The organism is Limnohabitans radicicola, assembly GCF_014837235.1.
Taxonomy (GTDB): Bacteria; Pseudomonadota; Gammaproteobacteria; order Burkholderiales; family Burkholderiaceae_C; genus Limnohabitans_A; species Limnohabitans_A radicicola.
This window is the reverse complement of sequence record NZ_JACYFT010000003.1, coordinates 336434-363285: the sequence shown is the minus strand read 5'-3', so window position 1 is coordinate 363285 and position 26852 is coordinate 336434. Positions and strand designations below refer to the sequence as shown.

The 26852-nt window shown below is 63.0% G+C and carries 23 protein-coding genes and 1 other RNA gene; 15 read left to right on the top strand and 9 right to left on the bottom strand.

Annotation, left to right across the window (positions count from 1 at the left end):
* Nucleotides 1-38: 38 nt before the first annotated feature.
* The 4 genes from ssrA to ompA form a co-directional block, all read right to left on the bottom strand.
* Nucleotides 39-427: a transfer-messenger RNA gene (gene ssrA / locus IC609_RS14340) on the bottom strand.
* Between the two features lie 13 nt (nt 428-440).
* Nucleotides 441-1106 carry an HAD family hydrolase gene (locus IC609_RS14335; RefSeq protein WP_191820196.1) on the bottom strand — a complete coding sequence of 222 codons (666 nt, stop codon included), beginning with the start codon at nt 1104-1106 and terminating at the stop codon, nt 441-443.
* A gap of 3 nt (nt 1107-1109) precedes the next feature.
* The gene (gene ubiG / locus IC609_RS14330) at nt 1110-1814 is read right to left on the bottom strand and encodes a bifunctional 2-polyprenyl-6-hydroxyphenol methylase/3-demethylubiquinol 3-O-methyltransferase UbiG (protein WP_191820195.1); all 705 of its coding nucleotides are present in this window, start codon (nt 1812-1814) and stop codon (nt 1110-1112) included.
* A 92-nt stretch (nt 1815-1906) separates the two neighbouring features.
* A complete protein-coding gene (ompA, locus tag IC609_RS14325; protein WP_191820194.1) occupies nt 1907-2548 on the bottom strand; it encodes an outer membrane protein OmpA in 642 nt (213 codons plus the stop codon).
* Nucleotides 2549-2778: 230 nt separating this feature from the next.
* On the opposite strand from ompA, the gene gyrA reads away from it, so the two are divergent.
* The 10 genes from gyrA (at nt 2779) to IC609_RS14275 (ending at nt 14740) form a co-directional block, all read left to right on the top strand.
* Nucleotides 2779-5457 carry a DNA gyrase subunit A gene (gyrA, locus tag IC609_RS14320; RefSeq protein ID WP_191820193.1) on the top strand — a complete coding sequence of 893 codons (2679 nt, stop codon included), beginning with the start codon at nt 2779-2781 and terminating at the stop codon, nt 5455-5457.
* Nucleotides 5458-5464: 7 nt separating this feature from the next.
* Nucleotides 5465-6556 carry a 3-phosphoserine/phosphohydroxythreonine transaminase gene (gene serC, locus IC609_RS14315; protein WP_191820192.1) on the top strand — a complete coding sequence of 364 codons (1092 nt, stop codon included), beginning with the start codon at nt 5465-5467 and terminating at the stop codon, nt 6554-6556.
* 33 nt (nt 6557-6589) lie between these two features.
* Nucleotides 6590-7687 (top strand): prephenate dehydratase, encoded by a 1098-nt coding sequence (pheA, locus tag IC609_RS14310; RefSeq protein ID WP_191820191.1) that lies wholly within the window; start codon nt 6590-6592, stop codon nt 7685-7687.
* Between the two features lie 7 nt (nt 7688-7694).
* On the top strand, nt 7695-8591 hold the full coding sequence (locus IC609_RS14305) for a prephenate dehydrogenase (RefSeq protein WP_191820190.1): 897 nt from the start codon (nt 7695-7697) through the stop codon (nt 8589-8591).
* Between the two features lie 4 nt (nt 8592-8595).
* Nucleotides 8596-10605 carry a bifunctional 3-phosphoshikimate 1-carboxyvinyltransferase/cytidylate kinase gene (locus IC609_RS14300; protein ID WP_191820189.1) on the top strand — a complete coding sequence of 670 codons (2010 nt, stop codon included), beginning with the start codon at nt 8596-8598 and terminating at the stop codon, nt 10603-10605.
* A gap of 173 nt (nt 10606-10778) precedes the next feature.
* The gene (rpsA, locus tag IC609_RS14295) at nt 10779-12458 is read left to right on the top strand and encodes a 30S ribosomal protein S1 (protein WP_191820188.1); all 1680 of its coding nucleotides are present in this window, start codon (nt 10779-10781) and stop codon (nt 12456-12458) included.
* Between the two features lie 79 nt (nt 12459-12537).
* Nucleotides 12538-12864, top strand: coding sequence for an integration host factor subunit beta (locus IC609_RS14290; protein ID WP_191820240.1), 327 nt, complete (start codon nt 12538-12540; stop codon nt 12862-12864).
* Between the two features lie 88 nt (nt 12865-12952).
* Nucleotides 12953-13225, top strand: a complete 273-nt coding sequence (locus IC609_RS14285; RefSeq protein WP_191820239.1) for a LapA family protein — start codon at nt 12953-12955, stop codon at nt 13223-13225.
* Nucleotides 13215-14363 carry a lipopolysaccharide assembly protein LapB gene (gene lapB / locus IC609_RS14280; protein WP_191820187.1) on the top strand — a complete coding sequence of 383 codons (1149 nt, stop codon included), beginning with the start codon at nt 13215-13217 and terminating at the stop codon, nt 14361-14363. Before IC609_RS14285 ends, lapB begins: the two co-directional genes overlap by 11 nt.
* Nucleotides 14364-14437: 74 nt before the next feature.
* A complete protein-coding gene (locus tag IC609_RS14275) occupies nt 14438-14740 on the top strand; it encodes a ComEA family DNA-binding protein (RefSeq protein WP_191820186.1) in 303 nt (100 codons plus the stop codon).
* Nucleotides 14741-14787: 47 nt separating this feature from the next.
* Here IC609_RS14275 and IC609_RS14270 read toward each other — a convergent pair whose 3' ends face one another.
* Complete coding sequence (locus IC609_RS14270) at nt 14788-18411, bottom strand: hydantoinase B/oxoprolinase family protein (RefSeq protein WP_191820185.1); 3624 nt, start codon at nt 18409-18411, stop codon at nt 14788-14790.
* A gap of 171 nt (nt 18412-18582) precedes the next feature.
* Between IC609_RS14270 and IC609_RS14265 the strand changes: the two genes are divergently transcribed.
* The 5 genes from IC609_RS14265 (at nt 18583) to crcB (ending at nt 22941) form a co-directional block, all read left to right on the top strand.
* On the top strand, nt 18583-19560 hold the full coding sequence (locus tag IC609_RS14265) for a TRAP transporter substrate-binding protein (RefSeq protein WP_191820184.1): 978 nt from the start codon (nt 18583-18585) through the stop codon (nt 19558-19560).
* 6 nt (nt 19561-19566) lie between these two features.
* Nucleotides 19567-20121, top strand: coding sequence for a TRAP transporter small permease (locus IC609_RS14260; protein ID WP_191820183.1), 555 nt, complete (start codon nt 19567-19569; stop codon nt 20119-20121).
* Nucleotides 20121-21431, top strand: a complete 1311-nt coding sequence (locus tag IC609_RS14255; RefSeq protein WP_191820182.1) for a TRAP transporter large permease — start codon at nt 20121-20123, stop codon at nt 21429-21431. Before IC609_RS14260 ends, IC609_RS14255 begins: the two co-directional genes overlap by 1 nt.
* Nucleotides 21432-21492: 61 nt before the next feature.
* The gene (locus IC609_RS14250) at nt 21493-22470 is read left to right on the top strand and encodes a recombination-associated protein RdgC (RefSeq protein WP_191820181.1); all 978 of its coding nucleotides are present in this window, start codon (nt 21493-21495) and stop codon (nt 22468-22470) included.
* Nucleotides 22471-22560: 90 nt separating this feature from the next.
* Nucleotides 22561-22941 carry a fluoride efflux transporter CrcB gene (gene crcB / locus IC609_RS14245; protein ID WP_191820180.1) on the top strand — a complete coding sequence of 127 codons (381 nt, stop codon included), beginning with the start codon at nt 22561-22563 and terminating at the stop codon, nt 22939-22941.
* Nucleotides 22942-22986: 45 nt separating this feature from the next.
* Here the strand turns inward: crcB and IC609_RS14240 are convergent, their stop codons facing one another.
* The 4 genes from IC609_RS14240 to IC609_RS14225 form a co-directional block, all read right to left on the bottom strand.
* Nucleotides 22987-23286 (bottom strand): hypothetical protein, encoded by a 300-nt coding sequence (locus tag IC609_RS14240; RefSeq protein WP_191820179.1) that lies wholly within the window; start codon nt 23284-23286, stop codon nt 22987-22989.
* Nucleotides 23287-23311: 25 nt separating this feature from the next.
* Nucleotides 23312-23566 carry a sulfur carrier protein ThiS gene (gene thiS, locus IC609_RS14235; protein ID WP_191820178.1) on the bottom strand — a complete coding sequence of 85 codons (255 nt, stop codon included), beginning with the start codon at nt 23564-23566 and terminating at the stop codon, nt 23312-23314.
* A gap of 15 nt (nt 23567-23581) precedes the next feature.
* The gene (locus tag IC609_RS14230) at nt 23582-24922 is read right to left on the bottom strand and encodes an NAD(P)/FAD-dependent oxidoreductase (protein ID WP_191820177.1); all 1341 of its coding nucleotides are present in this window, start codon (nt 24920-24922) and stop codon (nt 23582-23584) included.
* Between the two features lie 62 nt (nt 24923-24984).
* Complete coding sequence (locus IC609_RS14225; protein ID WP_191820176.1) at nt 24985-26832, bottom strand: aldehyde ferredoxin oxidoreductase family protein; 1848 nt, start codon at nt 26830-26832, stop codon at nt 24985-24987.
* Between the last annotated feature and the right edge of the window lie 20 nt (nt 26833-26852).

The following is a 26852-nucleotide window of genomic DNA, read 5'->3' as shown; positions in this document are numbered from 1 at the left end:
GCATCTGACGCAGGGTCAGATGCTTTTGAACAGAGATATGGTGGAGCTGGCGGGATTTGAACCCGCGTCCACAAGCCTTTTTCGTACAGTTCTACATGTGTAGTCGTCTGATTTGAGTCTCGCCAAATGAACCGCGCAGCGACACGCTGAACACCCAGCCAGTACCCTTTTTTCTCACACCACCTCAAGGTACCCGAGGTGATGCCAGCCCATATGTTTTACCTTGCAGCCAGGACTTTGAGGGGTTTAACCCCCTCATCACCCTGACCCAGCCTATCGGCCAACTGTTGCAAGGCTCACCGGATTAAGCGGCGAGTGCGAAACGTTCGTCGTTTGCAGTTAGTTTGTTTTCTGCTGTTTTACGAGGATCAGAACCTCGACATGCCCTGCCACGCGTCCGAACCCATGTCGAAACCAGTGCAGCCCCTGAGCGATCTATTTTAGGCGCTTCTCAGCGATTTCAAGAGGTCCAGCGGGGAATGGATGTGTAAATGTGCGTTCCAGCGCGAAACATCGGCTTGCTGCCCGAGGTAACCGTAGCTGGCAGCAACCGTGCCCATGCCGGCAGCCAAGCCGGCAACAATGTCACGCTCATCATCCCCCACATACACGCAGCGCTCGGGTGCGACCTGCAAGCGCCGGGCCGCTTCAAACAAGGGCTCAGGATGCGGCTTGGCGTGCGGCGTGGTGTCTCCACTGACAATGGCACGCGCCGTCGCAAACAGGGGCATGGCCGCAGTCAGCGGGTCGGTGAAACGGCTGGACTTGTTGGTCACCACACCCCACGGCAAGCCGCGCTGAACCAAGGCGTCGATCATGTCCACCACACCGTCAAAAATGCGGGTGCGTTCGGTCATGGCGTTCTCGTAATTGACGAAAAACTCTTCGCGAAACTGCATGAAATCGGGGTGTTCAGGTGTCATGCCAAAGGCAATTCCCAGCATGCCACGCGCACCGGCACCGGCCATGGGGCGGTAGGTCTCCAGCGGCAGTGAAGGCAGGCCGCGCTCAACACGCATCTTGTCAGCCGCAGCGCCCAGGTCGGGTGCGCTGTCGATCAACGTGCCATCCAGATCGAACAACACGGCTTGGGCTTGCTCAAACATGGCTCAATTCTTTCTGCAAGCGAGCAGGTAATTCACGCTGGTGTCCTGGCTCAACCAGTAGCGTTTGGTGAACGGGTTGTATTCCATGCCCTTGAAGCCTTGCGCGTCCAGACCCGCGTCACGCGACCACTGCGACAACTCGCTGGGCTTGACCATGCGGGCGTATTCGTGTGTGCCTTTGGGCAGGAGCTTGAGGATGTACTCGGCCCCCAGAATAGCGAACAGGAATGATTTGGGATTGCGGTTGAGGGTCGAAAAAAAGACCCAGCCACCGGGCTTGACCAATTGCGCACAGGCTTTGACCACCGAAGCGGGGTCGGGCACATGCTCCAGCATTTCCATGCAGGTGACCACATCGAACTGCTGCGGCTGCTCGGCGGCGAGCGCCTCAGCGCTGATTTCGCGGTACTGCACACCCGTTGTTCCTGCTTCCAGAGCATGCAACTGGGCGACCTTGAGCGATTTGGTGGCCAGGTCAATGCCGAGCACATCGGCCCCTTTGCGCGCCATGGCATCGGCCAATATGCCGCCGCCACACCCCACATCCACCACTTTGCGGCCTGTCAATGGTGCCTGGGCGTGAATCCACTCCAGACGCAGCGGGTTGATCTGGTGCAAAGGACGGAATTCACTCTCGGGATCCCACCAGCGGTGAGCAAGATCAGAAAATTTGGCCAGCTCGGCCGGATCAACGTTGGTATGGCTCATGCCCTGATTGTCGCGCAGTCAAAAATGGTTTTTTGAAGACCCATGAAAAAAGCCCCATTGCTGGGGCTTTTGGGATTCACACGAGGGTGAAATCAGTTGGGGCGTGTACCGACCACTTCGATTTCCACGCGGCGGTTCTTGGCGCGGCCAGCAGAGGTCTTGTTGTCAGCCACAGGCTGCTTCTCGCCTTTGCCTTCGGTGTAAACGCGGTTCTTCTCGATGCCCTTGGACACCAGGTACGCTTTCACAGCGTCAGCGCGCTTGACCGACAGCTTCTGGTTGTATTTGTCAGAGCCCACGGAGTCGGTGTGACCGACAGCGATGATGACTTCCAGGTTGATGCCTTTGACTTTGCCCACCAGGTCGTCCAGCTTGGCTTTGCCTTCTTTCTTCAGCACGGCCTTGTCGAAGTCGAAGAACGCGTCAGCAGCGTAAGTGACTTTGGTGGCAGCAGCTGGAGCGGGAGCTGGTTTTGGAGCTGGTGCAGCTTTGGGTGCAGGAGCAGCCACAGGTGCAGGTGCTGGAGCAGCTTTGGGAGCCACGATGGCGCCATCGCAACCAGGAGCGGCTGTTGCAGGTGTCCAGTTGGCATCGCGCCAGCACAGTTCATTGGTGCCGTTTTTCCAAACCAGGTCACCAGAGCCATTGCGCCAGTTGTCGATGGTTTGAGCGCCAGCGGCTGTGGCCAAGGCCACGGAAGCAATCAGCATCGCCACTTTGTTGAGTTTTTTCATGGTCTTCCTCTGAGATAAAGCTGCAGCAACGCTGCGAAAAACAGAACGCCGCAGATGACCGTCATCTGCACGTTGGGATTTATTGTGCCATATGCACCATTGTGGTTTGGTAAAAGGTGACACGGGCTGGCCAGCGATACCCGAATTAAGCCAGAACGTTGCATTTACGCCACAGCGCATTGGACCTAAAATCAAGGGTTTCCAGCGCCTCCAATTTCCTCTATCTATATATGACTCAGTTCGCCAAAGAAACTTTGCCCATCAGTCTTGAAGAGGAAATGCGGCGCAGCTACCTCGATTACGCCATGAGCGTGATTGTGGGACGCGCCTTGCCCGACGCCCGTGACGGTTTGAAGCCCGTTCACCGCCGTGCCTTGTTCGCCATGCACGAGCTGAACAATGACTGGAACCGTCCTTACAAAAAATCCGCCCGTATCGTCGGTGACGTGATCGGTAAATACCACCCACACGGCGACCAGTCGGTGTACGACACCATCGTGCGCATGGCGCAGGATTTTTCGATGCGCCACATGCTGGTGGACGGCCAGGGCAACTTCGGCTCGGTCGACGGCGACAACGCTGCGGCCATGCGTTACACCGAAATCCGCCTGGCCAAAATCGCCCACGAGATGCTGGGCGACATCGACAAGGACACCGTTGACTTTGGCCCCAACTACGACGGCTCGGAAAAAGAGCCGCTGGTGCTGCCGTCGCGCCTGCCCAACCTGCTGATCAACGGCTCCGGCGGTATCGCGGTCGGTATGGCCACCAACATCCCGCCGCACAACCTCAACGAAGTGGTGGACGCCTGTCTGCACCTGCTGCGCAACCCGGAGGCATCGATCGACGAGCTGATGGAGATCATCCCGGCCCCCGACTTCCCGACTGCCGGCATCATCTACGGCATCACGGGCGTCAAGGACGGCTACCGCACCGGCCGTGGCCGCGTGGTCATGCGGGCCAAGTGCCACTTTGAAGACATCGACAAGGGCCAGCGTCAATCCATCATCGTGGACGAGCTGCCCTACCAGGTCAACAAGAAATCCTTGCTGGAGCGCATTGCCGAGCTGGTGCACGAGAAGAAGATCGAAGGCATCAGCCACATCCAGGACGAGTCCGACAAGTCCGGCATGCGCGTGGTGATCGAGCTCAAGCGCGGCGAAGTGCCCGAGGTGGTGCTCAACAACCTGTACAAGCAGACGCAACTGCAGGACACCTTCGGCATGAACATGGTGGCCCTGATCGATGGCCAGCCCAAGCTGTGCAACCTGAAAGACCTGATCCAGGTCTTCCTGTCGCACCGCCGTGAAGTGGTGACACGCCGCACGGTGTTCGAGCTGCGCAAGGCACGAGACCGTGGTCATGTGCTCGAAGGCCTGGCCGTGGCATTGGCCAACATCGACGATTTCATCGCCATCATCCGCAACGCCCCCACACCACCTGTGGCCAAAGCCGAGCTGATGACCCGCAGTTGGGACAGCCAACTGGTGCGCACCATGCTCACCCGTGCCCGCGAAGACGGCTCGGTCATCAATGCCGACGACTACCGTCCCGAAGGCCTGGAGGCCGAGTACGGCATGGGCAAGGATGGCCTGTACCGCCTGTCGGACACGCAAGCGCAAGAGATTTTGCAGATGCGTCTGCAGCGCCTGACCGGGCTGGAGCAAGACAAGATCGTCGCCGAATACAAAGAGGTGATGGCCGAGATCGAAGACCTGCTGGACATTTTGGCCAAGCCCGAACGTGTCTCGACCATCATCGGCGATGAACTCGGTTCCGTGCGCCAGGAATTCGGGCAAACCAAGATCGGTGCTCGCCGCAGCCAGATCGAGCACAGCGCGCAGGACCTCTCCACCGAAGACCTGATCACACCCACCGACATGGTGGTCACGCTCAGCCACAGTGGCTACATCAAGAGCCAGCCGCTGAGCGAATACCGCTCGCAAAAACGCGGCGGTCGGGGCAAGCAAGCCGCTGTCACCAAGGAAGACGACTGGATCGACCAGCTCTTCATCGCCAACACGCACGACTACCTGCTGTGCTTCTCCAACCGGGGCCGCCTGTACTGGCTCAAAGTCTGGGAAGTGCCTGCGGGCTCACGCGGCTCACGCGGTCGCCCCATTGTGAACATGTTCCCGCTGCAAGAAGGCGAGAAGATCAACGTGGTGCTGGCCCTGACCGGCGAAGCGCGCACCTTCCCAGAAAACCAGTTCGTGTTCATGGCCACCTCCATGGGCACGGTCAAGAAAACGTCCCTCGACGAATTCAGCAACCCCCGCAAAGGCGGCATCATCGCTGTCAACCTCGACGAAGGCGACTTCCTGATTGGCGCGGCGCTGACCGACGGTCAGCACGATGTGATGCTGTTCAGCGATGGCGGCAAGGCTGTGCGCTTTGACGAAAACGATGTGCGCCCCCTGGGTCGCAGCGCCCGTGGTGTGCGCGGCATGATGATCGAAGAAGGTCAAAGCGTCATCGCCATGCTGGTGTCCGAGCAAGAAGACCCCGCCGCACTGACCGACGACACCGTGGCCCGCGCCAGCGTGCTGACGGCCACCGAAAACGGCTACGGCAAGCGCACCAACATCAGCGAATACACCCGCCACGGTCGTGGCACCAAAGGCATGATTGCCATCCAGCAATCCGAGCGCAACGGCAAAGTCGTGGCCGCCACCCTGGTGCAAGCCGAAGACGAAATCATGCTCATCACAGACACCGGCGTGTTGGTGCGCACCCGCGTGGCCGAGATCCGCGAAATGGGCCGCGCCACGCAAGGCGTGACGCTGATCGGTCTGGACGAAGGCGCCAAGCTCAGCGGCTTGCAACGCATTGTCGAAAACGATGCCAACGCGAACGACAGCGAAGGCGCGGAAGACGGCGAAGCCGGAGCGACAGGCAACGAGGCTTGATCTGCTGATGACGCGTCCATTCAACTTCTCCGCTGGTCCAGCGGCCATGCCGCTGGAGGTGCTGCAGCAAGCTGCCGCCGAAATGACCGACTGGCACGGCAGCGGCATGGGCGTGATGGAAATGAGCCACCGCGGCAAAGAGTTCATCAGCATCTACGAACAGGCCGAGGCCGATGTGCGCGAGCTCTTGGCCGTGCCTGCGAACTTCAAAATCCTGTTCATGCAAGGCGGTGGGCTGGCTGAAAACGCCATCGTGCCCCTGAACCTCTCGCGTGGCGGCAAGGTCGATGTGGTGGTCACCGGCAGCTGGAGCGAGAAATCGTACAAGGAAGCGGCGAAGTACTGCACGCCTCATTTGGCGGCCACGGGAGCTGACACCCGTTTCACCACCCTGCCCGCCGCTGCGCAGTGGCAATTGAGCGGCGATGCGCAGTATGTGCACATCTGCACCAACGAAACCATCCACGGTGTGGAGTTCCACTCATTGCCCGACCTCCAGACCCTGGGCTGTGATGCCCCACTGGTGATCGACTTTTCCTCGCATGTGCTCTCGCGCAGTGTGGATTGGTCCAAGGTGGGTGTGGCTTTCGGTGGCGCACAAAAGAACATCGGCCCTGCGGGCGTGACGCTGGTCATCGTGCGCGAAGACCTGCTCGGTCATGCCCTGCCCATTTGCCCCAGTGCGTTCAACTACAAAACCGTGGCCGACAACGGCTCGATGTACAACACGCCGCCCACCTACAGCATCTACATGGCGGGGCTAACCTTCCAGTGGCTCAAGCGCCAGGGCGGTGTGGCTGCGATGGAGCAACGCAACATCGCCAAGGCCAAGCTGCTGTACGACTTCCTCGACAGCTCCAGCTTCTACAGCAACCAGGTCGCACACGACTGCCGCTCGCGCATGAACGTGCCCTTTTTTCTGGCCGACGAGTCGCGCAACGACGCTTTTCTGGCCGGTGCCAAAGCGGCAGGCCTCTTGCAACTCAAGGGCCACAAGTCGGTTGGCGGCATGCGCGCGAGCATCTACAACGCCATGCCCATCGAGGGCGTTGAGGCCTTGATCGCCTACATGCGTGACTTTGAAACCCGCCTGGCCTGATGGCCGGACGGTTCTCCATTTGAGGGACTCGACATGAGCCAACCCATCCAGTCCGAAGCCCTGGGCGCCTTGCGCGTGCAGATCGATTCGCTCGACAAACAGCTGCTGCAGTTGCTCAACGACCGCGCCAAAGTGGCCGAAAAGGTCGGTGAAATCAAACGCGCCGAAGGCTCGCCCTTTTTCCGGCCCGACCGCGTGGCCCAAGTGATCGAAAAGATCACGCAGGCCAACCCCGGTCCGCTGCACAACGAGCATGTGGCCTCCATCTGGCGTGAAATCATGTCAGCATGCCTGGCCCTTGAAGCCCCTCAGCGTGTGGCGGTTCTCGGCCCGCAAGGCACCTTCTGCGAACAAGCGGCCATCGAGTTTTTTGGCAGTGCGGCCAACCTGATTTACTGCGCCAACTTCGACGAAGTCTTCCACGCCACTGCTGCGGGCACCGCCCAGTACGGTGTGGTCGGCATGGAAAACTCCACCGAAGGCGTGGTCGCCCGTTCGCTCGATTTGTTCCTGCGCTCACCCGTGCATGTGGTGGGTGAAGTCAGCCTCCTGGTGCGCCACAACCTGCTGCGCCAAATCAATGCCGACGCCGGCATCGAAGTGGTCATGGCCCACCCCCAGGCCCTGGCCCAGTGCCAAGGTTGGCTCAGCCAGCACTTGCCGCTGGCCGAACGCCGTGCGGTCGCGAGCAATGCCGAAGGCGCGCGTCTGGCCGCCACCAACCCCGCCTGGGCGGCTCTCGCCAGTGAGCGCGCTGCCAGCCAGTTCGGCCTGCACATCGTGCACCACGCCATCCAGGACGAGGCCTACAACCGCACGCGCTTTGCAGTGATCGCGCTGCCCCAGACCCTGGCCACGCCTCCCGCTTCAGGCAAGGACTGCACCAGCCTGGTGGTATCGGTGCCCAACCGTCCGGGTGCGGTGCACGACTTGCTGGTGCCACTCAAGAACAACGGTGTGTCGATGACGCGCTTTGAGTCGCGTCCTGCCAAATCGGGCCAGTGGGAGTACTACTTCTACATCGACATTGCGGGCCACGTGAGCCAGCCCCATGTGGCCGCTGCATTGCAAGAGCTGCAGGGCCTGTGCGCGTTCTACAAGGTCCTGGGGTCTTACCCTGTTTCCGAGTGATCGCCCCATGAGATTCCAGCGGCTTGCCTTGATCGGTTGCGGCCTGATGGGCGGCTCATTTGCGCTCGCCTTGCGCGAGGCAGGTCTGGTGCAAACCATCGTCGGCTTCAGTGCCTCTGAAAAAACCCGCCAGCGTGCGGTTGAACTCCAAGTCATTGACCAGGCCTGCGCCAGTGTGGCCGAGGCCGTGCAAGGCGCCGATCTGGTCTTGCTGGCCGTGCCGGTAGGCGCGATGCACAGCAGCTTTGCCGCCATGCGCGATGCGCTGCAAGCTACCGCCTTGCTGATGGATGTGGGCTCGACCAAATGCGATGTGATCGCTGCAGCGCAAGCCACCTTGGGCGAACGCCTGAGTTGCTTTGTGCCTGCGCACCCGATCGCGGGCAAGGAAGTCGCGGGCATCGAACATGCCGAGGCTGCGCTTTACAAAGAACGCCGCACGATCCTCACGCCGCTGCCCCAAACCAGCATCCACAAAATGCAAGCCGCGCACGAGGTGTGGACCGCCATCGGCAGCCACGTGAGCACCATGACGCCCGAAGCGCATGACGCCACCTTTGCAGCGGTCAGCCACCTGCCCCATCTGTTGGCTTTTGCCGCGGTCAATGCCCTCACCGCACAGCCGCAAGGCCCAGCTTTTCTGGACATGGCGGGCCCGGGCTTTCGGGATTTCTCGCGCATCGCCGCCAGCGATGCATCGGTGTGGCGCGACATCCTGAGCGCCAACCATGCAGAAGTCCTCACGCAAATTGCGCACTTTCGCGCTGCGCTCGAACAATTTGAAAACACCTTGAAGCAAGGCAACACCGCCGCGCTGCAACAGCTGATTCAACAAGCCAGCGATGTGCGCTCGGCCTGGACACTGCAAGCGGGCAACGCGTGCAACACAGCCTCTGAAGACTGATCCCATGTTCTCCACCGCTTTCCTCGACCTTCCTGCCCTGCAAGGTGCGTCCGGCACCGTCACCCTGCCTGGCTCCAAAAGCATCTCCAACCGCGTGCTGCTGCTCTCGGCGCTGTGCCAGGGCACCACCGTGGTCCACGACCTGCTGGACTCGGACGACACCCGTGTAATGCTGGCCGCACTGCGCCAACTGGGCTGCGATGTTCTTGTCGATGGCACCACTGTGACCATCACGGGATTGGGCGGCTGCGCCTGGCCCAGAGAAGCGATTGAATTTTTCATGGGCAATGCCGGCACGGCCATGCGCCCGCTGACTGCCGCACTGGCTGTTCAGGGCGGTGACTTCACCCTCAAGGGGGTGCCCCGCATGCACGAGCGCCCTATCGGCGACCTGGTGGACGCCCTGCGCGAGTTGGGCTGCACCATCGACTACCTGGGCAACGAAGGCTACCCGCCCCTTCGTGTGCGCCAGCCAACACTCCAGCTGGACAAACCCATTCCCGTGCGTGGCGATGTGTCCAGCCAGTTCCTCACCGCTTTGCTGATGGCGCTGCCCTTGGCGGCCCAGGACCGCGCCATCACCATCGAAGTGGTGGGCGAGCTCATCAGCAAGCCCTACATCGAGATCACGCTCAATCTGTTGGCCCGCTACGGCATTGCAGTGGAGCGCCAAGGCTGGGAGCGCTTTGTCATCCCGGCAGGCAGCCGCTACCAATCGCCTGGCACGATCCATGTCGAAGCCGACGCCTCTTCGGCCAGCTACTTCATCGCGCTGGGGGCCATCGCCGCAGGCGATCCTTCTAAAGGCTCCCAGGGCAAAGGCATCCGCATCCAGGGTGTGGGCGCCGATTCGATCCAAGGCGACATCCGCTTCATGGACGCTGCAGCACAAATGGGTGCCCAAATCACCAGCGGCCCCAACTGGCTCGAAATCAACCGCGGCGCCTGGCCGCTCAAAGGGATCACCCTCGACTGCAACCACATCCCAGATGCCGCCATGACGCTGGCCGTGATGGCGCTGTACGCCGACGGCCCGACCACGCTGCGCAACATCGCCAGCTGGCGGGTGAAAGAAACCGACCGGATTGCGGCCATGGCCAACGAAAGCCGCAAGCTGGGCGCCATCGTCGAGGAAGGCCCGGACTGGATCACCATCCACCCCCTGCCTGCGGGCCAGTGGCAACGCGCCAGCATCCACACCTATGACGACCACCGCGTGGCCATGTGTTTCTCGCTGGCGGCCTTCAACCCCGACCAGATCCCGGTGCGCATCGAAGACCCCAAGTGCGTCGCCAAGACCTTCCCCGACTACTTCGAGGCCCTGTTTTCGGTGGCGCACACAGCGGCCGCGAACATCCCGGTCATCTGCATCGACGGCCCCACCGCCTCGGGCAAAGGGACGCTCGCCAGCCGCGTGGCTGCGCAACTCGGTTACCACTACCTGGACTCGGGCGCGCTCTACCGCGTGACCGCCCACGCCGCTTTGCAAGCGGGCCTGACGCTCGAAGCCGCCGACGAAGCGAAGATCGCCGACCTCGCCCGCCAGCTGCCCGTGCGTTTTGAAGGCGAGCAGGTGCTGCTGAACAACGTGGATGTGACCGATGCGATCCGCAGCGAACAAGGCGGCATGAACGCCTCCAAAGTCTCGGTGTTGCCTGCCGTGCGCGAGGCGCTGGTCGCCCTGCAGCACAGTTTCCGACGCCTGCCGGGCCTCCTGGCCGACGGCCGCGACATGGGCACCGTGATCTTCCCAAACGCCGCTTTGAAGGTGTTTTTGACCGCCAGTGCTGCAAAAAGGGCCGAAAGACGGCATAAGCAATTGATTTCTAAGGGTTTTTCGGCTAACATCGAGAGTCTTCGCGCAGATTTGGAAGCGCGCGACGCCCGGGACATGTCCCGCAGTGCCTCGCCCCTCCAGCCCGCGCAAGATGCTTTGCAACTGGACAACTCCAGCCTCTCCATCGAAGACTCGGTGGCGCAGGTTTTGGACTGGTGGCAAGGCAAGAGCCGCTGACTTGTCAGCAGCTCACAGTGGTCCACACCGCTCCCTTCCGTGCCGACAGGCACATCGGCGGTGTGGGTTGTTCAACCTGACCGCGGTTCACACCGCAAACCAATCGCCACAGTCAGCTCCTGGAAACGACGCATGTTGCGCTCGTCAGTCCTGTTTGTGGATGAGGAAATCACATGTCTGAATCTTTTGCCGCCCTCTTTGAGGAATCCCTGCAACGTACCGAAATGCGCCCCGGTGAAGTCATCACCGCTGAAGTGGTGCGCATCGAACACAACTTCGTGGTCGTCAACGCCGGTCTCAAGTCCGAGTCCTACGTGCCCCTCGAAGAGTTCAAGAACGACCAGGGTGAAGTCGAAGTCCAGGTCGGCGACTTTGTTTCCGTGGCCATCGGCTCCATCGAAAACGGCTACGGCGACACCATCCTGAGCCGCGACACCGCCAAGCGTCTGGCTTCGTGGCTGTCTCTGGAAAAAGCCCTGGAATCGGGCGAATTCGTCACCGGCACCACCAGCGGCAAGGTCAAGGGCGGTCTGACCGTTCTGGTCAACGGCATCCGCGCCTTCCTGCCCGGTTCGCTGGTTGACACCCGTCCCACCAAGGACCTGACACCCTACGAAAACAAGACCCTGGAATTCAAGGTCATCAAGCTCGACCGCAAGCGCAACAACGTGGTGCTGAGCCGCCGCGCTGTGGTGGAAGCCTCCATGGGCGAAGAGCGCGCCAAGCTGATGGAAACCCTGAAAGAAGGCTCCATCGTTCAAGGCGTGGTCAAGAACATCACCGAATACGGTGCGTTCGTGGACTTGGGCGGCATCGACGGTTTGCTGCACATCACCGACATGGCATGGCGCCGTGTCCGTCACCCCTCCGAAGTGGTCACCGCCGGTCAGGAAATCACCGCCAAGATCCTCAAGTTCGACACCGAGAAAAACCGCGTGTCCTTGGGCCTCAAGCAGATGGGCGACGACCCTTGGATGGGCGTGAACCGCCGCTACCCACAAAGCACCCGCATGTTCGGCAAGATCACCAACATCGCCGACTACGGCGCGTTTGTGGAACTGGAACCCGGCATCGAAGGCTTGGTGCACGTGTCTGAAATGGACTGGACCAACAAGAATGTGGCCCCTTCCAAGATCGTGTCCCTGGGCGACGAAGTCGAAGTCATGGTCCTCGAGATCGACGAAGACAAGCGCCGCATCAGCTTGGGCATGAAGCAGTGCCGTGCCAACCCATGGCAAGAATTCGCGCAAAACACCAAGCGTGGCGACCGCGTCAAGGGCCCGATCAAGTCCATCACCGACTTCGGCGTGTTCGTGGGTCTGGCTGCCGGCATCGACGGCCTGGTGCACCTGTCTGACCTGTCCTGGAACGAGTCTGGCGAAAACGCCGTGCGCGAATTCAAGAAGGGCCAAGAAGTCGAAGCCATCGTGTTGGCCGTGGACGTGGACCGCGAGCGCATCAGCTTGGGCATCAAACAGCTCGACTCCGATCCTTTCACCACCTTCACATCCATCAACGACAAAGGCCAGATCGTCACCGGCAAGGTCAAGTCCGTGGATGCCAAGGGCGCTGAAATCGACCTGGGCGAAGACATCGTGGGTTACCTGCGCGTCTCCGAAATCTCGCGTGACCGCGTGGAAGACGCCAGCCACGTGCTCAAAGTCGGCGACGAAGTGACCGCTGTCGTGGTGAACGTGGACCGCAAGACCCGCAACATCCAGCTGTCGATCAAGGCCAAAGACCAGGCAGACCAGCAAGAAGCCATGGCTTCGCTGTCGCAGCAAGCCAAGAGCGACAATGCCGGCACCACCAGCCTGGGCGCCCTGCTGCGCGCCAAGCTGGACAACAACTGATCCTGCATCGGTTGTGACCCCATCAAGCCTGCCCCTCGGGGCAGGCTTTTTTTGAGTCCTGCATTTTCAGGCTCACCTGCTGACCCGTTTTGCCATGACACGCTCTGACCTTGTTGAAGAACTGGCTGCCCGCTTTTCGCAGTTGACCCACCGGGACGCCGAACTGGCCGTCAAGACGGTGCTCGACGCCATGAGCGATGCGCTGGTGCGCGGTCACCGCATCGAAATCCGGGGTTTTGGCAGCTTCTCGATCAACCGCCGCCCCCCGCGTGTGGGTCGCAATCCGCGCTCAGGCGAGAGCGTCATGATTCCCGAAAAACGCGTTCCGCATTTCAAACCCGGCAAGGCCCTGCGCGAAGCCGTCGATGCGGGCACGCCCGTGCCCCCCACGCCTGCCGACCTCTGAGGCGCACCGCACGCAGCAGGCCGCTTTGGGCCCACAGCCGTGCCGCTAGAATGAACCCAGGCTCCAAGGTCCTCAGATGAAACGATTGCTGCGGCTGCTCCAGTGGCTACTGAAGGCAGCTGTTTTCTTCACCCTCTTTGCTTTCGCGCTGAACAACCAGCAGGAAACGCGTGTCAATTTCTTTTTTGGCACTTACTGGCCAGCGCCCACCGTACTGGTCGTGCTGACGGCATTCGCCATGGGCCTGGCCGTGGGCGTGCTGGGCATGGTGCCGCGCTGGTGGCGTCACCGACAGGCCGCCCGCCAGGCGGTACAAGCCGCCGAATCGCCCACGACCGCCGAGGCCCGCGATGGAACTTGACCTCACCTGGATCCTGATCGGCTTGCCCGTGGCATTTGGCCTGGGCTGGCTGGCTTCGCGCCTGGACCTGCGCCAGCTGCGCATCAACAACCGCCAAGCGCCACGTGCGTATTTCAAGGGCCTGAACTACCTGCTCAACGAACAGCAGGACCAGGCCATCGACGCCTTCATCGAGGCCGTGCAAAACGACCCCGACACCTCCGAGCTGCACTTTGCCCTGGGCAACCTGTTTCGCCGCCGGGGCGAATACGACCGCGCCGTGCGCGTGCACGAGCACCTGCTCTCACGCGGTGACCTGAGCACCGCAGACCGCCAGCGCGCCCAGCATGGGCTGGCCCTGGACTTCCTCAAAGCCGGTTTGCTCGACCGCGCAGAAGACGCTTTGCGCAAGCTCGAAGGCACGCCCTTTGAAGGTCAGGCACGGCTGGCGCGGCTGGCCATTTACGAGCGCTCGCGCGAATGGCCCGAAGCCGCTCAGGTGGCGGCCTTGCTCGAACGCTCGGGCGAAGCCAGCTTCAGCATCCGTCAGGCCCACTACCGCTGCGAACAGGCACGTGAAGCCTATGCCAAAGGCGATGCGGCCCAAGCGCTGGACATCCTGACACGCACTGTGGCCGACACCCCTGAGGCCCCACGCCCCCGTATCCTGCTCGGGCAGCTGTACCTGACACAAAACCTGGCCAGCCAAGCCTACGACTGCCTGGCCCCCCTGTTCAGCCAGACCGATGCCAGCGCCCCGCTGGCGGCCAGCACGCTGGTCAAAGCCGCACAGAGCGCCCGCAAGACCAGCGAAGCCGCCGCCCTGCTGAAGGCGCACTACGCGCGCCAGCCCTCGGTCGATGTGCTGGAAGCGCTGACCAGCCTGGAGACCCCTGACGCCAGCAGCTCGGCACGCCAGCACTACCTGGACCACCTGCAGCAACACCCCTCGCTGATCGCGGCCACACGCTGGCTGAGCAGCGCGCCTGCAGACCAGGCGGTGCCTGCTGCGGTGCAAAAAGCCCTGGAAACCGCCAGCCGCCCGCTGGCCCGTTACCGCTGCGCCGCCTGCGGCTTCGAGGCCAAGGAACACTTCTGGCACTGCCCCGGCTGCCAGGCCTGGGACAGCTACCCGCCCCGCCGCGTCGAAGAACTCTGAGCCCTTTCCTCCCGCCCCTGGTTTTTGCACAATGGGCCACGGCCATGCACCTGCAGGGCTGCAGGGAGAACAACATGAAGCACCGCTTCGCATGGGGGCTGCTGCTGGCCAGCGCATGGGCCAGCGCCCAAACGGTGGACATCGCACAAGCCCGCGAAATCGACCTCGATGGCCTGCGCGGCCTGGGCCCCTCCACCACGCGGCTGATCCTGCAAGAGCGTGAGCGCCGCCCCTTCAGGGACTGGAAAGACCTGATGCAACGCACTCCGGGCATCGGCCCCAAAAAGGCCGCGCAACTGTCCGAGCAGGGCCTGCGCGTGCAGGGCCAGCCTTACCCCAACAAGGCACCTGTGGGAGCCCCGCCCTCGGGGCGATGAACGGCTTGTGGGCTGATCACCTTTGATCGCCGCGGGGCGCGCGGCTCCTACAGGGTGCCGTAACCACCGCCCCCGGGCGTGTGGATCTCGAACACATCGCCCACCGCCATCTCGGTCTGGCCGATGTGACCCAGCACCTCGGTCTGGCCATTGGCACGCACCACGCGGTTGATGCCCGGCTGCCCCGGCTGGCCGCCACCTGCGCCAAAAGCGGGATGTACGCGCCCGTTGGACAGGATGCCCGCCGTCATCGGCTCCAGGAAGCGGATGCGGCGCACGCCGCCGTTGCCACCCTGCCAGCGCCCGGCACCGCCTGAGCCCTTGCGGATGGCGTAGCTCTCCAGCTGCACCGGGAAACGGAACTCCAGCACCTCCGGGTCGGTCAGGCGCGAATTGGTCATGTGGGTCTGCACCACCGAGGTGCCGTCAAAGCCGCCCACGAGTGCGCCCGTCTCGTCAAAGCGCCCGCCCGCGCCGCTGCCGCCCGAGATCGTCTCGTAGTACTGGTAGCGTGCATTGCCGAAGGTGAAGTTGTTCATGGTGGGCTGGCTGCCCGCCATCACACCCAAAGCGCCAAAGAGGGCATTGGTGATGCAGGTTGACGTTTCCACATTGCCCGCCACCACCGAGGCCGGTGGCAAGGGGTTGAGCATGGAGCCTTCGGGAATGGTGACCCTGAGCGGCTTGAGGCAACCCGCATTGAGCGGGATGTCGTCATCCACCAGGGTGCGGAACACGTACAGCACCGCTGCCATGCAGACCGCACGCGGCGCGTTGAAGTTGTTGGCCAGCTGGGCGCTGGTGCCGGTGAAGTCGATCTCGGCGCTGCGCTGTGCACTGTTGACCCGCACCGCCACCTGGATCTGCGCGCCGTTGTCCAGCGGCAGGGTGAAGTGGCCATCTTTGAGGCGCGTGATGACGCGGCGCACCGACTCTTCGGCGTTGTCCTGCACATGGCGCATGTAGGCCTGCACAACAGGCAGGCTGAACTGATCGACCATGCGGCGCAGCTCCTGCACCCCTTTCTCGTTGGCAGCGATCTGGGCTTTCAGGTCGGCCATGTTCTGCGCCGGATTGCGGCTCGGGTACTCGCCACTTTGCAGCAGCGCCACCATCTCGGCCTCGCGCAGACGCCCGCAGTCCACCAGCTTGAAGTTCTGGATCTGCACGCCCTCTTCTTCGATGCGGGTCGAGAACGGCGGCATCGAACCCGGCGTGAGCCCACCCACGTCCGCGTGGTGACCGCGTGAGCCCACATAAAACACCGGCTCGGCCATGCCATCCAGAAACACGGGCGTGATGACCGTCACGTCCGGCAAGTGCGTGCCCCCGTGGTAGGGGTCATTGAGCACATAGACGTCGCCAGGCTGCATGCGGCCCGCGTTGTCGCGGATCACGGTCTGGATGCTTTCGCCCATCGAGCCCAGGTGCACCGGCATGTGCGGCGCGTTGGCGATCAGATGCCCCTCGGCGCTGAACAGCGCACACGAAAAGTCCAGACGTTCCTTGATGTTGACCGAGTAGGCCGTGTTCTGCAGCTGCAGCCCCATCTGCTCGGCGATGTTCATGAACAGGTTGTTGAACACCTCCAGCAGCACCGGGTCCACCGTGGTGCCCACGGCAAACGTCTGCGCACGCGGCACCCGGCGTTCCAGCACGATGTGGTCCAGCTCGGTCAGGCGAGCGGCCCACTCGGGCTCGACCACCGTGGTCGCGTTCTTCTCGGCAATGATGGCCGGGCCCTGCACTTCGTCGCCGGGGCGCAGGTCTTCGCGCACCACCAGCGCGGCCTCGTGCCAGGCACCGCTGCTGTACAGGCGCACCGTGTCGCGACGCGGCACTTCGCGCGAAGGCTGCAAGGCATGGCGTGGTTCGGCAGGCGCATCCCCCGCCACCACGGCCTCGACCGACACGGCCTCCGCGATCAAGCGTTTGCCCTGCATCAAAAAGGCAAAGCGCTGGCGGTACGCCGCCTCGAAGCCGAACTGGATCGCGGCCAGATCGCCAAAGGGCACCACCAGCGCTGAATCGGTGCCTTCGTAGCGCACATGCACGCGGCGGCGTACCTCTACGGCAGACTGGCTCAGCTGCTGGGCTTGCAAGGCCGAGCTGGCCTGCTCGGCCAGCGCGTCCAGCTGGACCGCCATCTGCGACAAGGCAGACGCATCCAGCGGGAGCTCCACCGCCTGCTCGCGGATCAGGTTCTGGTCGGCCAGGCCCATGCCGTAGGCCGAGAGGACGCCAGCGAGCGGGTGCACCAGCACGCGGGTCATGCCCAGGGCATCGGCCACCAGGCAGGCGTGCTGGCCGCCGGCCCCACCAAAGCACTGCAGGGTGTAGCGGGTGACGTCGTAACCGCGCGCCACCGAAATCTTCTTGATCGCGTTGGCCATCTGCTGCACCGCGATGCGGATGAAGCCCTCGGCCACGTCCTCGGCGCTGCGACCCGTCTGTGCAGACAGTGCGTTGAACTGGTCGCGCACCGGCTCGGCACTCAAGGCCTCGTTGGCCTGCGGGCCGAACACTTTCGGAAAGTAAGCGGGCTGGATCTTGCCCAGCAGCACGTTGGCGTCGGTCACGGCCAGCGGCCCGCCGCGCCGGTAGCTGGCCGGGCCAGGGTTGGCGCCCGCGCTCTCGGGGCCGACGCGAAAACGCGCACCGTCAAACGCCAGAATCGAGCCGCCGCCCGCCGCCACGGTGTGGATGCTCATCATGGGCGCACGCATGCGCACGCCCGCCACCTGGGTCTCGAATTCGCGCTCGAACTCGCCTGCGAAATGCGACACATCGGTCGAGGTGCCGCCCATGTCGAAACCGATCACGCGCTCACAACCCGCCAGTTCGGCCGTGCGGGCCATGCCCACAATACCGCCCGCCGGGCCGGACAGGATCGCGTCCTTGCCCTGAAAGGCGTGCGCGTCGGTCAGGCCGCCCGAGGACTGCATGAAAAACAGCTTGACGCCCGGCATCTCGCTGGCCACCTGGTCCACATAGCGGCGCAGGATGGGCGAGAGGTAAGCGTCCACCACGGTGGTGTCGCCCCGGCTGACGAACTTCATCATCGGGCTGGTCTCGTGGCTGGTGCTGACCTGGGTGAAGCCGACTTCGCGTGCGATGCGGGCAGCGGCCTGCTCATGCTCGGTGTAACGGTAGCCGTGCATGAAGACCACGGCCACACTGCGCAAACCCGCGTCGTAAGCGGCCCACAGGCGTTCGCGCAGGTGCGCTTCATCGAGCGGCTCCACCACATCGCCATGCGCGCCCACGCGCTCACAGGCCTCGATCACACGCTCGTACAGCAGCTCGGGCAGCACGATCTGGCGGTCAAACAGGCGGGGGCGGTTCTGGTACGCAATGCGCAGCGCATCCCGGAAACCCCGGGTGGTCACCAGCAGCGTGGGCTCACCCTTGCGCTCCAGCAGCGCGTTGGTGGCCACGGTGGTGCCCATCTTCACGCACTCCACCTGCTCGGGCGTGACGGGCTCACCGGCCTTCAAGCCCAGCAGGTGGCGGATACCAGCGACCGCGGCGTCACGGTACTGCTCGGGGTTTTCAGACAAGAGCTTGTGCGTGACCAGCGTGCCGTCAGGCCGCTTGCCCACGATGTCGGTGAAGGTGCCCCCGCGGTCGATCCAGAATTGCCAGCGGGTCGGGGTGGTGGATGCGTTCATGATTCAGTCATGTTACCCGGCTGTCGCGCACAGGGCAGTCCCTCAGGGGAATCACCCATCGGCAGGCTGCAGCTTCTCGCCTACAGTCGTGTACAAGCGATGCACCATCCTGACGCACATCGCAGGTACGCATCTTGCTCGGTTCCCTCATCCCCTTTCAGGAGTCCTTTCATGAAACGCCGCACATTGAACCTGGGCCTGATGGCCACTGCGATCACGCTGTCTGTTGCCACACAGGCCCAGACCAAATGGGACCTGCCCGCCGCCTACCCGGCCACCAACTTCCATTCCCTGAACCTGGCGCAATTCGCCACTGACGTGGACAAAGCCTCTGGCGGCAAGCTCAAGATCACGGTGCATGCCAACGCGTCGCTGTTCAAAGCCCCCGAGATCAAGCGCGCCGTGCAGGGCGGTCAGGCCCAGGCGGGTGAAATCCTGCTGGCCAACTTCAGCAATGAATGGCCCATCTACGCCGCCGATGGCCTGCCCTTCTTGGCCGACAGCTACGACGAGGGCATGAAGCTCTACAAGGCTCAGAAGCCCTTGATGGAGAAAAAGCTTGCCGAGCAAGGCATGGTGCTGCTGTACTCGGTCGCCTGGCCACCGCAAGGCATTTTCAGCAAAAAGCCGATCAACAGCGCGGCCGACCTCAAGGGCATCAAGTGGCGCTCCTACAGCCCGTCCACCGCCCGCATCGCCGAGCTCGTGGGTGCACAGCCCGTGACCGTGCAGGCGGCGGAATTCACCCAGGCGCTGGCCACGGGCGTGGTCGAATCGACCATGACCTCGGGTGCCACCGGGGTGGACAGCAAGCTCTACGAACACCTCAAGTATTACTACGACGTGCAGGCCTGGTTGCCCAAAAACGCGGTGATCGCCAACAAGAAGGCTTTTGACGCCCTGGACAAGGCCACGCAGGACGCCGTGATGAAAGCCGCCGCCGACGCTGAAAGCCGTGGCTGGACCGAGTCGCGCAAGGTCAACGACACCACGCTGGCCACCCTCAAGGCCAACGGCATGACCGTGACCGCCCCCTCGCCCCAGCTCAAGGCCGACATGAAGAAAGTCGGTGACACCATGCTCAAGGAATGGCTGGAAAAATCCGGTGCCGAAGGCAAGGCCCTGGTCGACGCCTACAACCACAAGTGAGTCGGCATGCCTGAACAAGCCAACACCCCACGGCGTCTGCTGGACGGTCTGTACGCGCTGGGGGGCCAGCTGGCCGCCCTGTGCGTGCTGGCCATCCTGGTCCTGATGATTGGCGCCTCGGTGGGCCGCGTGTTCGAGTGGCGCGTCTCCTGGGTCAACGACATCGTGGCCTGGCTGTGCGCGGCGGCGGCTTTTCTGGGCATGGCCTACAGCTTCCGGAACGGTGACTTTGTGCGGGTGACGCTGGTGCTCGAATCGGTGTCGGCCCCCGTGCGCCGCTGGCTGGAGCTGGTCTCCCTGGCGGTGGCCGCCGTGGCCATTGGCTACCTGGGTTACTGGGCAGCGCGCTTCACCTGGGAGAGCTACGAGTTCAACGACATCGCGGGCAACATGGTGGCGATCCCGATCTGGATTCCGCAAATGAGCTTTGTGATCGGCTCGGCCATTCTGGTGATTGCCGTGCTCGACGAATGCGTGTGCGTGTTCCGAGGTGGCAAGCCCAGCTATGTGGCGCGTGTCGAAGAACGACACGCCCGCGGTGATTTTTCCGAGGAGATGTGATGGGCCTGCTGGAAATCGGGGGCCTGCTCCTGTTTTTGATGCTGCTGATGCTCAGCGGCGGCGTCTGGATCGCCATGACACTGGCGATTGTGGGCTGGGTCGGTCAGGCGTTTTTCACCAACACCCTGCCCGGCAAGAACCTGTTTTCGTCCTTCTGGGAAACCTCGGCCAGCTGGGAACTCGCGGCCCTGCCCATGTTCATCTGGATGGGCGAGATTTTGTACCGCACCAAACTGTCCGAGCAGATGTTCGACGGCCTCTCACCCTGGCTGTCCAAGGTACCAGGCCGTTTGATGCACACCACCATTTTGGGCTGCGGCATTTTCGGCTCGGTCTCGGGCTCATCGGCAGCCACCTGCGCCACGATCGCCAAAGTGGCCCTGCCCGAGCTGGAAAAGCGCGGCTACGACCGCAACATCGCGCTGGGCTCACTGGCCGCTGCGGGCGGTTTGGGCATTTTGATTCCCCCGTCCATCACCATGGTGGTGTACGCGGTGGCGGCAGACGCCAGCGTGATCCGTTTGTTCCTCGCAGGCTTTTTGCCCGGCTTTTTGCTGATGGGCCTGTTCTCGGGCTACATCATCTGGTGGAGCCTGCGCAACCCGGACAAAGTGCCACCCGCCGAAGCGCCCACCACCTTCATGGAAAAAATGCGGCGCTCGGGCAGCCTGATTCCTTGCAGCTTGCTCATCGTGTTCATCGTTTGGGTGCTGGTGGCGGGCATTGCCACCGCAACCGAATGCGCCGCCTACGGCGTGCTGGGGTCGCTCGCCATCGCTGCCGCAGGGCGCAGCCTGACCTGGGCCAACTTCTGGCAAGGCCTGGTCGGGGCCACGCGCGTGAGCTGCATGATCATGTTCATCCTGGCGGGCGCGGCTTTCTTGACCAAGACCATGGCCTTCACCGGTATCCCGCGTGAGCTGGCCGAGTTTGTGCACAGCCTGAACCTGTCGCCTTATGGCCTGATCGCCGTGCTGGTGGTGGTGTACCTGATTCTGGGCACGGCGCTCGACGGCATCTCGATGATCGTGCTGACCAGCGCGGTGGTCCTGCCCATGATCCAGAAGGCCGGGTTTGACCTGGTCTGGTTTGGCATCTTCATCATCATGCTGGTGGAGATCGCCGAGATCACGCCGCCTGTGGGCTTCAACCTGTTTGTGCTGCAGAACATGACCGGCATCGACAGCAACCGCATCGCCCGCGTGACCCTGCCCTTTTTCGCCTGCATGATCGTGGGCATCGGACTGATCACGGTGTTTCCGTCCATCGTCACCATCGTCCCCGACCTGCTGATGGGTGTCGCCAAATAAAGTACGCCGTCCACTCCGGTAAGATGCCGCGCTGGCCCCGGGTGGCATGAAAGAGTGACGGATGTTCAAGAATGTGATGGTTTACCGCATCGGTGAAGGCTGGAACCCCAGCCTCTCCGAGGTGGAAGCGGCGCTGCAACCAGCGCGGTTTGTGGAGTGCAGTGCCACGCAAGACAAATCGGTGGGCTGGATCGAGCCCCGAGGCGAAGCGCACGGCCCCCTGGTGGAATCCGTGGGTGGGCAATGGATGGTCAAACTCATGATCGAATCCAAAGCCGTGCCCGGCAGCGTGGTGCGACGCCAGCTGCACGAGCGCATCACCGAAATCGAGGCCGCTACCGGCCGCAAACCCGGCAAGAAGGAAAAACGCGACCTGCAGGACGACATTCTGCAGGCCCTGCTGCCTCAGGCTTTCCCCAGGCAAGCCAGCGTGCTGGTGTGGATCGATCTGCCCCAGCGCCGCCTGGTGCTGGACAGCGGCAGCCAGGGCAAAGCCGATGAGGCCATCTCGGCGCTGATGAAGGCTTTCACCGGCTTGTCGGTGGCCCTGATCCAGACCGCCACCACACCGCAGGCGGCCATGACCGAATGGTTGCTGGCCCCCGCCCCCGAAGACTGGCCCGCCGACCTGAGCGTGGAGCGTGAATGCGTGCTCAAGGCCACGGGCGAAGACGCCGCCAGCATCCGCTTCACACGCCACCACCTGGCCAACGACGATGTGCGCAAACACGTGCTCGAAGGCAAGCTGCCCACCCAACTGGCGCTCAGCTGGGACGGGCGCGTGGGCTTTGTGCTGACCGAGACTTTGCAGCTCAAAAAAGTCCAGTTTCTCGACGGCGTGATGGACGAAGCGGGCACCGACAAAAACGAAGACCGTTTTGACTCGGACGTCATTTTGGCCACCGGGCTGCTCGGCCCCCTGCTGGATGGCCTGATCGAGGCATTGGGTGGCGAGCAAGAGTGGGGTGCGCCGTTGCCCGACGCCCCGGCAGCGCCGACCTGCGGCGATGCGCCAGCCGCTGACGACCCGCCGTTCTGACCCTCGTATAGGAGCCGCGCCCTCGCGGCGATAAGTGCCCAGACGCCCCCATCCCACAGCGATGAAGTCTCGCTCCTACAATAACCCCCCATGCATGCTGTCCTTGCCATCTGTTTCGGTGCCTGCCTGGGCGCACTCGCCCGCTGGCAACTCGGCCTGTGGCTCAGCCACAGCAGTGCCCTGATCCCTTGGGGTACTCTCGCAGCCAACCTGATCGGTGGCTATCTGGTGGGCGTGTGCGTGGGCGTGTTCCAGCAATGGCCTGAACTCGACCCACTGTGGCGGCTGACGCTGGTGACCGGCTTTCTGGGCGCACTGACCACCTTCTCCAGCTTTTCGGCCGAGGTGGTCACCCTGCTGCTGCAAACGCGCTACGCGCTGGCCCTGAGCACCGCCAGCGTGCACCTGTTCGGTTCGCTGGCGCTGACCATGGTGGGCCTCAAGACCGTGGAGATGTTCTCGGGGCGTTGATCCTCCCGTGAGGCTTCTGCAAATCCCGGAGCGATTCGTTCATACTCACCCCCCACCCCGCTGCATCGTCAAATCAAAGCGCTTCATGAAGCGCTGACGATCACCCTCTTCCACTCCTTCGAACACAAACTGCACCGCCAGCCGCTGCATGCGCAGCAGCGCGATCACACGGGGGGGCAGCGGGTGCCATTGCAGCAACAGCTGGCCTTGCCCGATCTGCACCCGCGCCTGACCTTCAGCCAACACAAAAGCATGCTCACCCAGCGCTCGGGGCAGAGCCGTCAACCATTCGGTTTCGGTGGTGCCCATGTCGCGCTCAAAGCGCTCGGGGTAGTGGGATTGCACGAGACTGTGACCCGCGTGGCGGACCTCAACCGCCCGCCACAGGTGGCCAGATGGCGAGCACATCGCCCTCGGTCAACGTGGTGGCACCACGCACCTCGGGGGCGATGTATTTGCCGTTCACCAGCACCAGGTGCACCAGCTTGGGCGGCAGGCCAAACGGCTCGATGATCTGCAGGATGGTGGCATCGGCAGGCACATCCAGCACCATCTGGTTGCTGCGACGCACCTCGGCCGGCAGGTAGTCGGTGAGCGTGGCAAACAGTTTGAAAGTGATGTTCATGCAGGGATTGTCACTTCAACGGCGACGTGCATCCTGTGCACCTGCCCATTGACCTTGCCCCTGGGCACAGGCCAGGTAGGCATCGACCAGTCGGGTCGGGTCCTGCAGCAGGCGGTCTTTCCACTCACCCAGTGGCACCTGACCTTCCACCAGGCCGCGCATCACGCCCACGTGCTCGGTCCAGCCCACGCTGTTGCAGCCGATCAGCACATCGCCCTTGAACTGCAGGCTCAGGTGGCGGCCTGCGGCCAGGTCGGTCAGTGCCGCGTGTTCGCCGTCTGCCACGCCTTCCCAGTTGCCAAAGCTGGTGGAGATCAGCCCCAACGTGTCGAGCACGTTGATCTGGGTGACGCCCTTGAGCTCGGTGTCCTGCCCTACCATGTTGAGCGCAGCCACGCGGGCCTGCTCGGCCGCGTTGGGCTGGATGGCGCTCACGATGGTCTTGCCGCTGACCTTGTCAAAGGCTTCAGCGCAGTCGCCTGCGGCGTAGATGCCGGGCACATTGGTCTGCATGCGGGCATCGGTCAACACGCCCTGCAGACAGGTGATGCCGCTGTCCTGGAGGTAGCCGATGGCCGGGCGCACGCCCGTGGCGCTGATCACCAGATCGGCTTCAATGGTCTGACCGTTGGACAGGCGCACCCGCAGGGCGCCGCCCGCGTCATCTGAAGACAGGCCCACGGCTGCTGCGAGTTTGCCGAGCAGTCCTTTGTCCGCGCCGGATTCAATGGCCTCGACCTTGGTGCCGGTGAACACCTGCACACCTTTGGCCTCGCACCAGTCGCGGATCATGCCGCCCGCCACCGGACCCATCATGCGCGGCACCATGCGGTCGCCCATCTCGACCACGCTGAGCTTCACACCCCGCGAGGCCAGCGCTTCCATGATGATGCAGCCAATGAACCCCGCGCCCATTTGCAAGACCCGTGCACCGGGTTTGGCCAGGGCCTGGATGGCGCGGGCATCGGCCAGCGTCCAGCAGGGGTGCACACCGGGCAAGTCCATGCCCGGGATCGGTGGGCGAACCGGGTGCGAGCCGGTCGCGATCAGCAGCTTGTCAAACGCCAGCGTGCTGCCGTTATCCAGCTGCAGTTGCTTGCGCTGCGCATCGACCAGCGTCACCCGCGCCTTGACCTGCTTGATGCGCAAATCGTCAAAATGGCTGGCCGACTTGCGCAAGTAAGTGCCGCGCTCGTCGATGTTGCCAATCAGCAGATAAGGGATCGCCATGCGCGAGTACGGCGCATCGGGCTCGTCCCCCACCAGGGTGATGGTGTCTGCAGGCGCGTGCTTGCGGATGGTTTCGGCGGCAATGACGCCAGCAGGGCCAGCGCCCAGAATGACATGATGGGTCATGGTGTGTTCTCCAAAAAAGAAGCGACCTGTTCGGGCCGCTTCTTGCTGCAAGTCCGGGCGATTTAGAGGCCCAGACGTTCCTTGGTGGCCGCTGTGGGACGGCCTTCGCTGTCCCAACCACGTGCATCGTAGTACTTGGGCAGCATCTCGGGCAGCTTGCTCACAATGCCTTTGCCGGGGCCGGTCTTGGCGGCTTCGGTCAGCAAGCGCTTGGGCAGGTTGTCGTCGGCCTTCGTGAAGCCTGCGGCGTTGTTGAACTCGCGCTCCATGTTCCAGATGCGCTCACCGATGTGGGCCAGGTGCTCCATGGTGAACTCCTCACCACAAGCAGCCTGCACTTGCGGGGCCACATCGGCCAGTGTCCAGGCGAAGCTGGTGAAGATGCACACACCCGCCGAGTCGAACGCCGCCGTGGCGTCCTGGAAGGCCTTGACCAGTTCGGGTTTGCCTTCGTGCTCGGTGGGTTCGGTCTTGACCGGGATGCCCAGCACTTCAGATGCGATGGTGTAGCCGCGCAGGTGGCAGGCACCGCGGTTGGAGGTGGCATAGGCCAGACCGATGCCCTGGATCACACGGCCGTCATAGGCCGGGAATTCCTGGCCCTTGACGCTCATGGACAGGTCGGGGTGGCCGTACTTGGCGGTCAGGCGCTTGGAGCCCAGACCGATTTCCTTGCCAAAGCCAATGCCTTTGGCCGTCATGTCGGCCAGCTCGCACAGCGCCTTGGCAGAACCGAACGGCGCTTCGATGCCGATCTGCTCTTTGGTGAGCACACCCATTTCGTACAGCTCCATCACCGCGCCGATGGTGGCGCCAAAACTGATCGGGTCAAAGCCTTCTTCGTTGCAGATCAGGTTGGCGTATTGCAGGGCTTCCAGGTCGTTGACGCCGTTGGCCGCGCCCAGCGCCCAGGCGGCTTCGTACTCCAGGCCGCCCGATGCGCCCCAGTACTCGGGCTTGTTCTGCACCGAGAAGTGGCCTTCGTCGATCTTGCTGATGCGGCCGCAGGCGATGGTGCAGCCAAAGCAGGCCTGGTTGGTCACCAGGTGCTTCTTGCCGTCGGTGGCGCGGGGCGTGACCATGGCTTCGGCCGAGATGTCCTTCGCGCCTTCAAACTGCACATCGCGGTGGTTGCGCGTAGGCAGTGCGCCGACTTCGTTGATGACGTTCATCAGCACCTGGGTGCCGTAGGTGGGCAGGCCCTGGCCGGTGACAGCGTTGTCGGCCAGCACCTTCTTGGCGGCCTTGGCCGCGGCCATGAAAGCCTTGGGGTTTTGCACATTGCCCACGCCCTTGGTGCCGCGCACGGCAATGGCCTTGAGGTTCTTGCTGCCCATGACGGTGCCTACGCCCGAGCGGCCAGCCGCACGGTGCAGGTCGTTCACCACGGCGGCGTAAAGCACGCCGTTTTCACCGGCCTTGCCAATGCTGGACACGCGCAGCAACGGGTCCTGCAGGCTGGACTTGAGGATTTCCTCGGTCTTCCAGACGCTCTGGCCCCACAGGTGGCCTGCGTCGCGCAGTTCGGCCACATCGTCGTTGATGTAGAGGTAGACCGGCTTGGCCGACTTGCCTTCAAAGATGACCATGTCCCAGCCGGCCATTTTGAGCTCGGCGCCCCAGTAGCCGCCCGAGTTGGAGCAGGCAATGGCCCCGGTGAGCGGGCCTTTGGTGATGACGGTGTAACGGCCGCCCGTGGAGGCCATGGTGCCGGTCAACGGGCCGGTGGCCCAGATGATCTTGTTGTCGGCCGACAGCGGATCGACTTTGGGGTCGACTTCACTGATCAGGTATTTGCTGCCCAATCCGCGTGAGCCCAGGTAGGCCTTGGCCCACTCCATGTTCAGCGGTTCGGATTTGACGGTGCCAGCCGTGAGGTTGACGCGGAGGATTTTTCCAGCCCAAGACATGTTGATGCTCCTTGTGGGTG